Source organism: Rhizobium sp. L9 (assembly GCF_002531885.1).
Taxonomy (GTDB): domain Bacteria; phylum Pseudomonadota; class Alphaproteobacteria; order Rhizobiales; family Rhizobiaceae; genus Rhizobium.
Genome location: NZ_NWSZ01000007.1, coordinates 115683 through 129988, shown reverse-complemented (window position 1 = coordinate 129988; position 14306 = coordinate 115683). Strand labels below are relative to the sequence as shown.

13 protein-coding genes and 1 tRNA gene are annotated in these 14306 nt (G+C 60.8%); 9 read left to right on the top strand and 5 right to left on the bottom strand.

Annotation, left to right across the window (positions count from 1 at the left end):
* Positions 1 to 53 precede the first annotated feature (53 nt).
* The 5 genes from bcsA (at position 54) to CO660_RS08930 (ending at position 8818) form a co-directional block, all read left to right on the top strand.
* Positions 54 to 2246, top strand: a complete 2193-nt coding sequence (gene bcsA, locus CO660_RS08950; protein ID WP_097598416.1) for a UDP-forming cellulose synthase catalytic subunit — start codon at positions 54 to 56, stop codon at positions 2244 to 2246.
* Complete coding sequence (locus tag CO660_RS08945) at positions 2243 to 4672, top strand: cellulose biosynthesis cyclic di-GMP-binding regulatory protein BcsB (protein ID WP_097598415.1); 2430 nt, start codon at positions 2243 to 2245, stop codon at positions 4670 to 4672. The genes bcsA and CO660_RS08945 overlap by 4 nt, the downstream gene beginning before the upstream one ends.
* On the top strand, positions 4669 to 5715 hold the full coding sequence (locus CO660_RS08940; protein ID WP_097598414.1) for a glycosyl hydrolase family 8: 1047 nt from the start codon (positions 4669 to 4671) through the stop codon (positions 5713 to 5715). The genes CO660_RS08945 and CO660_RS08940 overlap by 4 nt, the downstream gene beginning before the upstream one ends.
* Positions 5712 to 8072: a cellulose synthase gene (locus CO660_RS08935; RefSeq protein ID WP_097598413.1), complete on the top strand. Its 2361-nt coding sequence runs from the start codon at positions 5712 to 5714 to the stop codon at positions 8070 to 8072. The genes CO660_RS08940 and CO660_RS08935 overlap by 4 nt, the downstream gene beginning before the upstream one ends.
* Before the next feature lie 77 nt (positions 8073 to 8149).
* Positions 8150 to 8818, top strand: a complete 669-nt coding sequence (locus CO660_RS08930) for an HAD family hydrolase (RefSeq protein ID WP_097598412.1) — start codon at positions 8150 to 8152, stop codon at positions 8816 to 8818.
* Positions 8819 to 9068: 250 nt separating this feature from the next.
* Here the strand turns inward: CO660_RS08930 and CO660_RS08925 are convergent, their stop codons facing one another.
* Entirely contained in the window at positions 9069 to 9449 is a 381-nt protein-coding gene (locus CO660_RS08925; protein ID WP_097598411.1) for a hypothetical protein, read from the bottom strand.
* A gap of 367 nt (positions 9450 to 9816) precedes the next feature.
* Between CO660_RS08925 and CO660_RS08920 the strand changes: the two genes are divergently transcribed.
* The gene (locus tag CO660_RS08920; RefSeq protein WP_176536257.1) at positions 9817 to 10140 is read left to right on the top strand and encodes a hypothetical protein; all 324 of its coding nucleotides are present in this window, start codon (positions 9817 to 9819) and stop codon (positions 10138 to 10140) included.
* Positions 10131 to 10207, top strand: a tRNA-Pro gene (locus CO660_RS08915). The genes CO660_RS08920 and CO660_RS08915 overlap by 10 nt, the downstream gene beginning before the upstream one ends.
* Positions 10208 to 10288: 81 nt before the next feature.
* Here CO660_RS08915 and CO660_RS08910 read toward each other — a convergent pair.
* Positions 10289 to 10921, bottom strand: coding sequence for a class I SAM-dependent methyltransferase (locus CO660_RS08910; protein ID WP_085777731.1), 633 nt, complete (start codon positions 10919 to 10921; stop codon positions 10289 to 10291).
* A 541-nt stretch (positions 10922 to 11462) separates the two neighbouring features.
* Here CO660_RS08910 and CO660_RS08905 point away from each other — a divergent pair.
* Positions 11463 to 11684, top strand: coding sequence for a hypothetical protein (locus tag CO660_RS08905; RefSeq protein WP_097598409.1), 222 nt, complete (start codon positions 11463 to 11465; stop codon positions 11682 to 11684).
* Positions 11685 to 11764: 80 nt separating this feature from the next.
* Here CO660_RS08905 and CO660_RS08900 read toward each other — a convergent pair whose 3' ends face one another.
* Positions 11765 to 11944 (bottom strand): DUF982 domain-containing protein, encoded by a 180-nt coding sequence (locus CO660_RS08900; RefSeq protein WP_097598534.1) that lies wholly within the window; start codon positions 11942 to 11944, stop codon positions 11765 to 11767.
* Positions 11945 to 12181: 237 nt separating this feature from the next.
* Between CO660_RS08900 and CO660_RS08895 the strand changes: the two genes are divergently transcribed.
* Positions 12182 to 12394, top strand: coding sequence for a hypothetical protein (locus CO660_RS08895; RefSeq protein ID WP_064801730.1), 213 nt, complete (start codon positions 12182 to 12184; stop codon positions 12392 to 12394).
* Positions 12395 to 12448: 54 nt separating this feature from the next.
* Here CO660_RS08895 and CO660_RS08890 read toward each other — a convergent pair whose 3' ends face one another.
* Together CO660_RS08890 and CO660_RS08885 are read right to left on the bottom strand one after the other, a co-directional pair.
* Positions 12449 to 12742, bottom strand: a complete 294-nt coding sequence (locus tag CO660_RS08890) for a helix-turn-helix domain-containing protein (RefSeq protein WP_097598408.1) — start codon at positions 12740 to 12742, stop codon at positions 12449 to 12451.
* Between the two features lie 70 nt (positions 12743 to 12812).
* Positions 12813 to 13994: an ROK family transcriptional regulator gene (locus tag CO660_RS08885; protein WP_097598407.1), complete on the bottom strand. Its 1182-nt coding sequence runs from the start codon at positions 13992 to 13994 to the stop codon at positions 12813 to 12815.
* Positions 13995 to 14306: the final 312 nt, after the last annotated feature.

Genomic DNA, 14306 nt, shown 5'->3' with positions numbered 1-14306 from the left:
AGTATGCCCCCGGGTAACAGACGGTGCCCCGGCGCAATTTCGAAGGAACGTCGATGCGCAAAGCCCGCAGTGTGTTCATATGGGCCGTTGTTTCGCTCTGCATGATCGTGCTGATCACTCTGCCGGTTAATCTGCAGACCCAGCTCATCACCAGCATTACGGTCGTCTCGGTGATGGCGCTCATTAAGATACTGAAGGGCGAGGGGACATGGCGCCTGGTGGCGCTTGCCTTCGGAACGTCGATCGTGCTGCGCTACGTCTATTGGCGCACCGCCAACACCCTGCCGCCGCTGAACCAGCCTGAGAATTTCATTCCCGGCTTGCTTCTCTACCTTGCCGAAATGTACAGCGTCGCGATGCTGGCGCTCAGCCTTTTCATCGTCGCCACACCGCTCCCGCCGCGCCCATCGCGAGCCGCCAATCCCGGGCGCTTGCCCCATGTCGATGTGTTCGTGCCTTCTTATAACGAGGATGCCGGCCTTCTCGGAAACACGCTGGCTGCCGCCAAGGCGATGGACTATCCGGCCGACAAGCTGCATGTCTGGCTGCTCGACGACGGCGGCACCATGCAGAAGCGCAATTCCGGCAAGTTGCTCGAGGCCCAGGCGGCGGCGGCCCGCCATGGCGAGCTGAAGCAGCTCTGCCAGGATCTTGACGTCACTTATCTCACGCGCGACCGCAACGAGCATGCCAAGGCCGGCAATCTCAACAACGGCATGAAACATTCGACCGGGGAACTCATCGCCGTTTTCGACGCGGACCACGCGCCGGCTCGCGATTTCCTGCTCGAGACGGTCGGCTACTTCGAAGACGACCCGAAGCTCTTTCTCGTCCAAACTCCGCATTTCTTCATCAATCCCGACCCGCTCGAACGCAATCTGCGCACTTTCGAAAAAATGCCGAGCGAGAATGAGATGTTCTACGGCATCATCCAGCGCGGCCTCGACAAATGGAATGCCGCCTTTTTCTGCGGCTCGGCTGCAGTCTTGAGCCGCAAGGCGCTCGAATCCCAGAACGGGTTTTCGGGCATCAGCATTACCGAGGATTGCGAGACGGCGCTGGCTCTCCATGGCAGCGGCTGGAACAGCATCTATGTCGACAAGCCGCTGATCGCCGGGCTGCAACCGGCCACCTTCGCGAGCTTCATCGGCCAGCGCAGCCGCTGGGCGCAGGGTATGATGCAGATCCTGCGCTTCCGCTTCCCGCTTCTGAAGCGCGGCCTGTCGATCCCGCAGCGCCTGTGCTACATGTCATCCACGCTTTTCTGGCTCTTCCCGTTCCCGCGCACGATCTTCCTGTTTGCGCCGCTTTTCTACCTGTTCTTCGACCTGGAAATTTTCACGGCCTCCGGCGGCGAATTCCTTGCCTATACGCTTGCCTATATGCTCGTGAACCTGATGATGCAGAATTACCTCTACGGATCCTTCCGCTGGCCCTGGATTTCCGAGCTTTACGAATATGTCCAGACGGTGCATCTGCTGCCAGCTGTCGTCTCGGTCATGCTCAATCCGCGGAAGCCGACCTTCAAGGTTACCGCCAAGGATGAATCGATCGCCGTCAGCCGCCTGTCGGAGATCAGCCGCCCCTTCTTCGTGATCTTTGCGGTGCAGATCATCGCGCTCGTCATTACCTTCTACAGGATCTATGCCGAGCCCTATAAGGCAGACGTCACACTTGTCGTCGGCGGGTGGAACATGATCAATCTGATCATGGCCGGCTGCGCACTCGGCGTCGTATCGGAACGTGGCGAGCGCGCGTTGTCCCGGCGCGTCCGCGTCAACCGGCGCTGCGAGTTCTATGCCAATGGCAAGTGGTATGCGGCCTCGATCGAGGACGTCTCCGTCCATGGCGCAAGGCTGCATATCTTTAACAAGCATCTCGATGAACTGCTCGTCGGCGCCCCCGGCGAGATGCGTTTCCGGCCCTATAGCGGTGCAGATCTGGAAACCCTGCCGCTGATCGTCCGCAACATCGAGCCATCAGGCGATATCAGCAATGTCGGCTGCCAATACGTGCCGAAAAGCGCGCTTGATCATCGCCTGATCGCCGATCTGATGTTTGCCAATTCCGATCAGTGGACCCAGTTCCAGGAATCTCGGCGCCGCAATCCGGGTCTCATTCGCGGCACCATCTGGTTTCTCGGCCTGTCCCTCTATCAGACCAGCCGCGGCCTGGTTTACCTCTTCCGCAGCATGCGGCCGGAGCGGGAGGCGCAGCAGCGGGCGGCAAAGGTCAATGCCGGATGAGAAAGATCGTCGCCGCCGCGCTCCTCCTGTTGCATGCCCCCGCTGTCACCCAGGCGCAGACGGCGCCCTTCGACATGTCCGGCGAGCGTCCGCCCGGCGCGTCTACTGCCCCGAGATTGACGCCGCCTGCTCCGCCCGCAGCGACGGCGCCGGTACCTGTCACGCCACCCATTTCCGTTGCGCCCGCACCCGCTCCTGCGCCGATCACTGTCGTGCCGCAGCCGGCAGCGCCGGCGCTTCAGCCCGGCGCGGCGAATGCCGCTTCGCAGCCGCGCCACCGCGATATCAGGCGTTACTTAGTGCCCTTTTCGAAATTCAGCCTCAATGGCGAATATGACCGCCGGTCATGGTCTGTCTATCTGACGCCCGAGCAGGCGGCCGCCAAGGCAAGTTTCACCTTCGCCTATCAGAATTCGATCGTCGTCGCGCCGGAAGCATCCGCGCTGACCGTCTATCTCAACAATCGTCCGATCGGTCAGCAGCGGGTCAGCTCGGCGGACGGCTCTTCCGCCGTCACTTTCGAAGTTCCCCCCGGCTTGTTGCAGCCGGGCGCCAATCTCGTGACCTTCCAGGCAGAGCAGCGCCACCGCACCGACTGCAGCATCCAGTCCACCTATGAATTATGGTCGAATATCGATCCGGCCGGAACCTATCTGAGCTTTGCCGGCGGGAATGCCGCGGAGCTTTCGAGCGCCGACGCGATCCGCGCCATCGGCATCGATGGCGCGGGCAGGACGGAGTTCGATATCGTCGTCCCGGCGCTGGAGCAGCCGGGGACGATCAAGCCGTTGTTGCGGCTGGCACAGGGCCTGTCGGTGCTGAGCAGCATGCCGAACCAGATATTTGCCTTCAGCACCGCCTCCCTTCCGGCCGCCGGTCCTGGCAAGCTCGGTGTGCTCGTCGGGACCGCCGCGGAACTGCGGCCGTTGTTTCTCGGTCTGCCGCCCGGGGCCGAAAGCGCGCCGCTCGCCGCTTTCGTGACCGATCCGCGCAGCGGCTCGCCGGTGCTTCTGATCAGCGGCCCCTCATGGCAAGCAGTCTCCTCCGCGATCGATACCATCGTTTCGCCGACTGACAGGTCCGCGGACGTCCGCCGCGATGCACTGACCACCGAGCGCTGGAGCGCGCCGAATGCGCCGCTGGTCTTTTCCGACACCAGCATCGCCCTCTCGCAACTCGGCGTGAAGACCACGGAATTTTCCGGCCGGCGGTTCCGCACCAGCTTCAATGTCGCCGTGCCGGCCGACTTCTATGCCAATGCCTATGGCGAGGCCAAGGTGCTGCTCGACGCCGCCTATACTGACAATGTGCTTCCCGGCAGCCATATCGATATCTACGTCAACGACAACATCGCCTCCACCGTGCCGCTTACTTCGACCACCGGCGGCATTCTCCGTCATCTGCCGATCCGCGTGACGATGCGCCACTTCAAACCCGGCCTCAATACGATTGCGATCGAGACGATCCTGATGACGAAGGACGATGCCGCTTGTGCTCCGGGTGCTACCGCCAATGCCAATCCCCGTTTTGCCCTGTTCGATACCTCCGAAGTGCACATTCCGGATTTTGCCCGCGTCGGGCAGCGTCCGAATCTGGCCGCAATGTCCGGCACAGCTTATCCCTATGGCCGGGCGACGGAACCGACGCCGCTCTTCATCGATCGCGTCGATGCCGATACGCTTTCGGCCGCCGCTACGCTGCTCGGTCAGATGGCGGTGATGGCCGGTCATCCGATCGCCGTCGAAACCGTGGCCTCGCCGAATACCATCGGCGATCGGGACGCCATCTTCATCGGCTCGATTTCGCAGATGCCGGCAACCGCGTTGACGCAGGCCAACATCTCGACGGCGAGCCAAGCCTCGTGGCGTCCGGTGGCCGACACGCAGCCAGGCGTCGTCGATACCGGCACGGCCTTCGAGGAGTGGAATTCCAAGGTGAGCGGCGGTATCTTGCGCAGCCGCATCACTGCCTTCCGTGAATGGCTGGGGCGCAATTTCGATATCACCCGCAGTTCGCTGCAGTTTATCCCCGGCGCCGAGAAGGTCTTCACCCCGTCCAACGCCGACACGCTCATGATTGCGCAGGGCTCCAGCCCTTTGGGAGAGGGTACGTGGACCGTGGTGGCGGCACCCTCGGCGAAGGATCTGCGCGAAGGGCTCGAGGTGCTGACCGGTCAGCTGAACTGGCCGCAGATATCAGGCCATATCACCACCTATTCGAGCAAGACGGGCAAGATCGATACGGTGCCCGTCACCCGCTTCGATTTCGTCCCGTCCACGCCTTGGTCGATCGCCAATTACCGCTTGATCGCCGCCAATTGGTTGTCGACGAATATCCTCTCCTATGCTTCGCTGCTCGTCGTCTTCGTGCTGCTGATCGGCGTCGCTACCTCGCGCATGCTCAAAACGCTGGGCCGGTCCAAATGAGGTGGTGGCGCGTGCTTCTGCTTGCGGCGACGGTTACATTCGCCTCCGTAAGCCCCTCCGCCGCTGCACAGCAGGCGATGATCAATGCCGATGCGTGGTCTGCCTATAAGGCGAAATTTCTCGATGCGAGTGGCCGGATCATCGATAACGGCAATAGCAATATCAGCCATAGCGAAGGACAGGGCTATGGCATGCTGCTCGCTTATCTCTCGGCGAGCCCCGCGGATTTCGAGCAGATCTGGTATTTTACCCGTACCGAGCTGCTGTTGCGCGACGATGGCTTGGCCGTCTGGAAATGGGATCCCAACGTCAAGCCGCACGTGACCGACACCAATAATGCCACGGATGGCGACATGCTGATCGCCTATGCCCTGGCGCTTGCCGGCACCGCATGGAAGCGCAACGACTATATCCTCGCCGCCTCCCGCATGGCGCAGGCGCTGCTTGCGAAGGCCGTCGTCCACTCGGCGGGCCGGACGCTGCTGATGCCGGGCAGCGAAGGTTTTGGCGCCGCCGATCGTGACGACGGCCCCGTCGTCAATCCTTCCTACTGGATTTACGAGGCAATGCCTGTCATGGCAGCGCTTGCTCCCTCCGATGCCTGGAAAGAGCTGTCGGACGATGGCGTGGCGCTGTTGAAGACGATGCAATTCGGTCCGCGCAAGCTTCCTGCCGAATGGGTCAGCCTCAGTGGCCCACCGCGACCGGCAGAGGGTTTCGACGCCGAATTTGCCTATAATGCCCTTCGCATCCCGCTCTATCTCGCGCGCGGCGGCATCACAGACAAGGCGCTGTTGAACCGCCTGCGAATGGGGATGTCGCAGAATGGCATTCCGGCCACGATCGATCTGACCACAGGCCGGCCGAAGACCGTGTTGCTGGATCCGGGTTATAGAATTGTTAATGATGTTGTGGCCTGTGTAGTCGACGGGACCAGGCTGCCGGTCTCGGCTCTGCAATTCGCACCCACGCTCTATTATCCGGCCACGCTTCAATTGCTGGGGCTGGCCTTTATCGGGGAGAAGCATCCGGAGTGTCTGTGAAAGCTTCTCTCGTGGCGATGTCAGCGGCAGTCGTGGTGGCGACCCTCGTCACCGGACTGAAGGATCGTGGCGCCCTGCAGCAAAAGCTCGGCCTTGGCTCCGCAGACAGGCCGGGGCCGGAGCTGTTGATGATGGGCCGCATCAAGCCGGACGACGCTCCCGCGGGCAATTCCGAATTCAATGCCGAAACCGTCGCCGACAGGATCGAAGCGATCACTTCGTCACCGGCACCGGGCAGCGGTGAGTCGAATGTCGCTGCAGAGCAGCCGGCAGCACCGCAACCCGATGCGCCTCAGACAGCTGCGGAGCCGGCCCCGGTCGCGCCGCCGATCGTTTCCGAGCCGCCGGCGCCTCAAAAGGCTGCGGCGTCCGCGCCGCCTGCCGTCGATGAAAGCGCGCTTCGCTATTTTGCCAGCCGGGGCGACAAAGTGCGCCTGCAGGCCGAAATCTCTCGGCTTCAGGCGCTTTATCCCAACTGGGTTCCGCCGGCCGATCCGCTCGCCGTGCCGCAAAACGGCGACAAGCAGCTCGAGGCCATGTGGAAGCTTTATTCCGATGGCCGCTATGCCGAGTTGCGCAAAGCGCTCGCCGACCGTCAGGCCGCCGACGCCGGATGGCAGCCGCCGGCCGATCTGCTCGAGCGGCTTGGTGTCGCCGAGGCCCGCTCCCGCCTCATCAACGCTTCGGATCTCAGGCAATATGCGACCGTGGTCGATATCGCCGCGGCGACGCCGAGCCTGCTCACCTGCAGCGAGGTCGACGTGCTCTGGCGTGTCGCCGAAGCCTTCATCCGGACGGAGAGGGCGCAGCGCGGGCAGGATGCTTATGCCTATATCCTGAAGAACTGCACCGACGCTGCCGAACGGCAGGCGACGGTCGAAAAAGCCTCGACCCTGCTCGACTACCAGCCGATGCAGGCGCTGCTGGCGCTGGAAAAACCAGCTGTCGACGGCAGCAGGGAATTCGATGCAATCCGCGACAACCTTGCCCGACGTTTCGTCGCTGAAAGTAACGACGATCCGAAGCTCGCCATTGCGCCGAACTATATCGCTCACCTCGAAAAGCTTGCCGAAAGCCAGGGACTGGCCTCCGATGCGCTGCTGCTCGGCTGGCACCAGCTTCGCCGCAACAACCCTGCCGATGCCGAAAAGTGGTTTCGTGCCGCCCGCGACAGGGAGGATACGGCGGCCGCCTCGCAGGGGTTGGCGCTGGCGCTGATCGCCCGCAAGGCGCCGCGGGAAGCCGAGGACGTGATGTTCCGCTGGCGCGCCGATTCCGATGATGCGACCGCGACCTATCTTGCCGCCACCGCCAACCTGATGGCGCTGCAACCGCCGGCCGATCTGACCGAGGAAGTGCTTCATCGGATCGCAGCCGAAGTCATCGCCCGGAAATATGTGCCGACGGCGCAGCAGTTCGGCTGGTATGCCCGTTCTCTCAACCAGTTCCAGACCGCCGCGCGCTGGTTCGAGACCGCGCTGGCCTGGAAACCTGACGACGAACCGTCCGCCTATGGCCTTGCCGTCACGCGTGAGCAGCTGAACGACCGCAAGGGTGTCCTCGACCTCCAGCGCGGCTGGGCCGGCCGGTCGGCGCGAATCGCCAATCTTCAGGACACTTCCTTGCCGGCGTCGAGCGCCGATACGCAGCCCGCAAAAGCGCCGCTCGGGGCGCAGCAGCCGGGCCAGCCGGCAGAGCCGCAGCGTCCGGCAGCTTCCACGGCGCCGCTTCCGACCGAGCCGCCGACTGTGCGGCAGCCGGAACCGGAGGTCGCCATCCGCGCCGCAAGGCCGGCGATGCAGACGGTGACTGTCGAGCGCGGTCCGCGCCAGGCGCGGGACTGTTCGACGACCATCGACGCCGGGCGATTGGGGCCGGGCGAGGCGCTGTCGCGCGGCTGGTGCCTGATGGATATCAACCGGCCGATGGAGGCGGTCTCGGCCTTCGAGACGGCGTTGCAGAGCCCGGTCCGCAAGATCCGCGAAGACGCAGCCTATGGTCAGAGTCTCGCCTATCTGCGCGCCGGTCTTTCCAGCAATGCCGCCGTCGCGGCAACCAGGGCGCCGCAGAGCCGCCAGCGCGCTACCGAACTGCAGGTGGCGATCCTCGCCGATCGCGCCTTGTCGGCCTTCGACGCGGGACGTTACCGTGAAACCCTCATCTATCTCGATCAGCGCGCCCAGTTGCAGCAGGAGCGCATCGATCTGATGGTTCTGCGCGGTTACTGCTATCTCAATCTGAAAATGTATGATGACGCGATGCGGATCTTCGAAGCCGCCGCCGCAACCGGCAATCGCGACGCCGCACGTGGTCTGGCCGATGTTCGCAACGTCACGCATCCCGATGTCAACGACTGACGTTGACGCCGTCGCCGCTCTCGGCTACTCGCCTGCCGGAGAGGCCCGGGCTGCCTCGTGCTCGCAAGGAAACACCCGTGTCCGGTCACCACGACGTCCTCGATAGATCCTATGACGCCTTCCTCTTCGATATGGACGGAACGCTGCTGAATTCCATTGCCGTCGTCGAGCGCGTCTGGAGTGAATGGGCAAGACGCCATGGTTTCGAGCCGGAGGTTTTCCTGAAAACGATTCACGGCATCCGTGCCTCCGACGTGATCCGCGGCCTCGGCTTGCCGGGTGTTGATCCGGCGCACGAGGCGGATCTGCTGCTGGCCGAGGAGATGGAGGACGTCGCCGGCATCGTCGAAATCCCCGATGCCGTCCGCTTCCTCAACGCTATCCCCGACGGCAGATGGGCGATCGTCACCTCGGCGCCGATCGAACTCGCCAGGCGCCGCATGGCTGCAGCCGGCATTCCGATGCCAAAGGTGATGATCAGCGGTGAAACTGTCAAATCGGGCAAGCCGAGCCCAGAAGGTTATCTGCTCGGTGCAAATCGCCTCGGCGTCGATCCCGTGAACTGCCTGGTCTTCGAAGATGCAGTTGCCGGCATTCTTGCCGGCGAGGCCGCCGGCGCCGATGTCACCGTCGTCACCGAAACCCACGCCACGCCTTTCGAAACTCCGCATTTTTCGGTTGCCAATTATCGGGCGTGGCAGCCTCGCCAGACCGCCGAAGGCCGGCTGAAGGTCGTCGCAATCTGAACGTTACCGGGCGAACTGATGTCAGTGGAATCATATTGACGTAAGAGACTTCCGCCTGATTGACTTGCAACGGTGGGTTGAGTTCGGTTTAAAAAGTCGGTCGCGATCCCGACCAGGGTGGTCCTGTGCAGCCCTCGGCGCTGTGCTCCATGTTAGCGTCGATCAGCACCCCAGCTACCGGCGTCGCTTCGAAGCGAAGCGCAGTGTCCGGCCTGGCGGGATTGCCATCATACCGAGCACGGCGCCCGTCCTATTTCTCAGCGCGGTTGAGGAGAATGCGCATTTCGTCGAAGCGGCGCTTGCGGTCACCGTCATCGGCGTTCGGTGAATAGCACGTGCTCGACACGCAGAAGCCCGCCAGGTTGTGCGGCTTGTCCGCCTTGTCGAACTCGCATTCGAATATGTCGGTCATTTCGGCCGGCGCGGTTCCCTGCCGCGTCGAATAGGACATGCGGACACCCGGCGGCTTCAACTCGGGAAAGGATTGCACGGTGCCGATAGCGAGCTGATCGGTCATGAAGAAACTCTTTGCCACGGATTTGCAGGTATCCTCGAGCTCAGGCGACTGCGCCATCGCATCAGCGGGTAGGGCGAACGCGGCAAAGGCAAACAATATGATCGGCTTACGCACTGCGACTTCCTCCACTGTCTCTGTAGATTGAGGTAGAGCAGTGAGACCAAAAGCAAATGGTGGTCTGACCGCGGTGAATCAAACAACCCCACCATGTCCGCATGTGGTGACATCGGACTTCAGGCTCGGTTTCGCGATTGTTTTTCGACATCAAGAGTCTGTTGGCGATCAATAGCCTTTAGCCGAGCCATTATCTGCAAACAGCTTCTTCCTGGCATACCACTCGCATTCGAAGTTTTGCGAACCGGCGAGAAACACGTGCACATGATGCTCCGCACCGCCGGTTTCCACCTCGACACCTCGCGTTGGATTTGTGAATGTAACTCCGGTAGGCGCATCAGTCGCACGACACAAGCGCGAGCATCGGTTGGCGGTAGTCAAAGCCATCGCTGATGAAAAGAAAGCTGCAATCGCCAAAGGTCGGGCGCAGATTGCAAATGAGCTCGCTTCTACTGCAGACGACGAGACTCCGTCATTGAAGGCTGAGCACGCCTTGCGTTTCAAATGGAAAGGGTGGTCAACGAATTCGCCATCGGAAACATCGCGTGGGACTTTCGGGGGACTGTTTGCGCCGATTTGTGCTTTTCGACGGCTTCCGTTCTATTTTTATTCCACGACCCTCATTTTCCCCTTGCGCTATGAAGGCCGATTTCATAAAGCAATCAAGCCGTTTCGGCAGGTCGGGGCGTAGCGCAGCCCGGTAGCGCACTTGACTGGGGGTCAAGGGGTCGCTGGTTCGAGTCCAGTCGCCCCGACCATTTATCCCCTTGAAATCCCAGTCAGAACATCACGATAAATGTGAGTGCAGCGCGTGCGTGGCTGCGGTAGAGAACGGGCCGTCAGTGCGGTTTCTGCGCGATTGCAATCATCGATTTTGCCAGAAGCGGAATTCTTCCGACATATTCGAAGTCGACGTCTTCGAAACCTGTGTCGAGCAGCAGCGTGCTGAGCGTCCCCGGGGACCAGAATTTGATGTGGCCATGCTCTTTGAGCGGCATGAAATGGTCATCCATCTTTCCGCTTACGGCCAAAGCCAGATTTTTCCAGTAACCGTGAAAAGGCGTCGAGACGACCGCAATGCCGCCCGGTTTCACCAGATCGTACATGGTTGCCGAGAAAGCCTTCGGGTCGTAAACATGCTCCACCACCTCTATGCTGATCACCGCATCGAAGGTCCCGTAGCGGCTGGAAAGATCGTCGTAGCCGGAACCGATTTCCAGCGGAAGATCGGGATGGACCGCTTTCGCTTTCGCAATACCGTCCTCCGACGGATCGACGCCCACGACGTCGTAGCCTTTCTCCACAAGCACCGAGGCAGCGCCGCCGGTGCCGCAGCCGAGATCAAAGACCGCCGTTTCGCTAGCCTCGTGGAAAGTGTTTTCAAGAACATCGACAACGGTCGGCAGGATATAGGAATGAGCAGTCGTCGGCTTGGCGTGAACATAGGTAGTAGCGTCCAGTTCGATAGACATTTTACCTCCTGAAAAAATTGCACGTGCCGAGGCAATGGTACGGCGGACTTTGACGGCAGTGTGGTGCCGTTATGGTAATAAGGTGATCAACGCCGGTCGGCATTCGCCGCATCCTCCGATGCCCATCGGCCGAACCGCTTTAAGCTCCTCTTCACCACGATGCGAGTGATGGTCATGCTCGCGGCGGGAATATCCCGGAGCTGATTGACAGTTGAACGCGAAGATGCTGAAAACGGCCGGACTTCGGATCCATGTCATCAGGTGGAGAAAATCGTCAGTCTATCTGATTTGATTTTGACCACGTGAAGTAAATCATGTGATGAAATGCTCCCTTGACGGGAGTGGTCGAAAAATAGCTTTTCTGGTTATTTTTGAAGCCCATCAATAGACGGACGAAAAGCTGTCTATTTTGTTAAGACTGTACAGAGTTTTAGGCCGACAGGCTTGGTTTTGAATTTCAGAGAACCTTTTAGCGTTTCGCATTTTTGCGAATATGTGTAGATTAGGACTGTTCCTCTCAGAGATTGCCTGGTGCGAGCGCATGGTGGATATGAACCAGACTCTAACTTGCAGGCAGGCCCTTGCCGGTGCTTTCCAAGCTCTGTCGGACGAGGCGGTCAAGGCCGGTTGGTCGGAGGGCGACGTCGCCCTCGCGCTTGCCGAACTTGCCGAGGAACGAGTGATGGAGCTGACCGCTAAGGTGATCACCGAAGGCTTCATCGATCCGCCGTTCATCGCCGCTGGCGGCCGCTGCAAGGGCTGAAGCACGTTACGGCAACGCCGGGATCAGGATCAAGCCGCGAACAGCGAATTTGAAAAAAGCGCAACACGCCTGAGCCGCTCTCACACCGGTAATCCTGTGGCCTTCGCCGCTGTGACAAAGGAAACTCCTGTGGCGTGCGGGCTGCGCAGCCGATCGAGCGCATCAGGACAATATTGGAGCTCAACGCGATAATCGCGCCCCCGCTTGCCCGGCCATCGGTTCAGATATTCGACGGCGTCGCGGGCGGTGGAAACGATCAGGCTGGTGGCTGGAGATAAGACTTGGACGGGGAGGGAAAGTGTTTTTTACTCAACGTTGCATTCGCAGATCCCTCCTGCAAAACACGCTGCACGCGCGGGGAGGAAAATTTCTTCCGCAGGAATTTGCGCAGTTGCTAAAGTTAGGACCCTCACGCATAATAACTTCATTGCCGGTTGCGGAGGGCGGCCGGCGATGCAAGCGTGTAGGCGTTTGCCCTCGGAGGGAAGTGCGGCGTGATGTTACGATCATCAATTCATCCGCATGATCTACCGCTCTTTTCGGAAGATCTCGACCTGCTTTCGCAAGTGCTCGACAAGGTCTGCGACGAACGCGGCCTGGTCAGAACGACGCCGGAAGCCGAGAGGATCGGTGCGGTTATCATTCAGCTTTACAGGCAGGGCGTGAGAGACGGCGGCAAACTCGCCGACCTTGCCAAGACCTATCTCTGATACCTGGTTCCCGCAATAAAGGATGGGACCGCGAAACCTGACGGATAGATCTGGTCAGTCATCATTGGCGGCATTGAGATTTTCCGGCCGGATGCCGTCATCGGTTGATGTGCGTGCCCGCAACCGGATGCCGGGACCGCCTTCATCTTGATTGCCGCTCGACAGGAAGATGATGCCATGCGCCTCGAGGGTACTGCGCACGTCGAACAGCGCATGCGGCTCCCCCTCAAACTCGCCCTTTTCCAACGCCGTCACGATCTCGACCGGCAGGCCGCTTGCGGCGGCGAGCTCTTCGATGCTCATTCCGATCATGGCGCGCGCGCCGCGTATCTGCGTTGCTGTGATCATGGCGCAAAATCTAGCGCATTTGCCGCGCTTCGCAAGTGGCGCAGCGGCCGATTGCGACCTGCCGTAATGTTCAAGCCTCCCGCAATTTTACACCGAACAGATCGTCATGCATGCGCTCGACGGCGATCCCCATGCCTCCCATGAGGGCGGCGCGGTTGCCGAAGCGGCTGATCTCGATGCGCGGCGGGTAGGGGGTGCAACGCGGCAGAAAACCGCGGATGGCGTTTACGAGTTCCGGCCTTGCACCAATGCTGCCGCCGGTGATCACCAGCTCGGGGTCGAGAGTTGCTCCGATGGCGGCAATAGCGACGGCCACCAGCCTCGCCGTTTCTTCGATTGCGGCGATAGCGCTCGTTTCGCCTGCATTGAACGCCGCGAAGAGGTCGGCCACGGTAGAAGCGTTGCGGCCGCCGAAACCGGTATAGCGCCGCAGCATCGCAACGCTGCCGACCGCGCTCTCGAAGGTTCCCAGTGTAAAACCGCCGGGATCAAAAGCATCGCCGCCGAGTGGAAGATAGGCGATTTCGCCGGCCGCGCCACGGGCACCACGCAACAGCGCGCCATTGGCGATAATGCCCATGCCGACGCCGGTGCCAAGCGCCACGAAAGCAAAATTGCCGACATCGACGCCGTGTCCCCGCCATCTCTCCCCTTGCGCGGCGAGGTTGACGTCATTTTCGATGATCACCGGTATGCCCATCTTGTCGCTGAACGATTGCCGCAGATCCATCGCGTCCACGCCGGGAATATTCGGCGCCACATTGATATGTCCGGTAGCCGGATCGAGAACGCCGGGACTGCCGAGAACGACGAGACGCAGCTTGTCGGCAGTCGTCCCTGCCGCAAGTGCGAGTTGAGTGATCAGGTCGCTGAACTGGTTGACGAGATGCGGTCCACCGCGTGGATCGGTGGGCATTTTGGTTTCCGCAACGACGTTGCCCAACAGATCGCAGATAGCCGCAGCGATCTTGGTGCCTCCGAGATCGATGGAGACAGCCAGGCCCGCGCTTGCGTTGATTTCATAGATGATCGCATTCCGGCCGCGACGACCATCGGTCTGCCCGACAGCTTTCAGCCACCCTTCATCCTCAAGATCGCGCACGACATCGGAAATCGTCTGTTTCGATAAGCCGGTCAGCTTGGCAATATCGGCGCGAGAGATCTTCCCCTTGGCCAACACGGTCCGGATCACCGCGTTGGTCGAGATTTTTCGTGCGATGGGAGTCTGTACGATAGAAGAGGTCGTTGCCATCCGGCTGCTCGTTCCAATTAGTTCGAGGTGTATCCCTAATGTAAGGTCGGTCCGGTTCTCAACCATCGCGAAATGGCGGGTTTAGTCCTCAACCCTCGTCTCGTTAGCCGAATTCAGTACACGGAAGTCGACAATTTGTCTACGTCCTTGACAAAAGAGGGGCCGCCTGTAGGCTGGGGATCAACGCGTAATCATATGCGCGATTGAAGAGGGTCGTGGACAAGTATGCACCATACATATTGTCTGGGTCAGCGCGCACGCGCCAAGATCGCCCGAAGAGGAATCGGCTCAGGCTGGTTCGGCTGTTTCTCC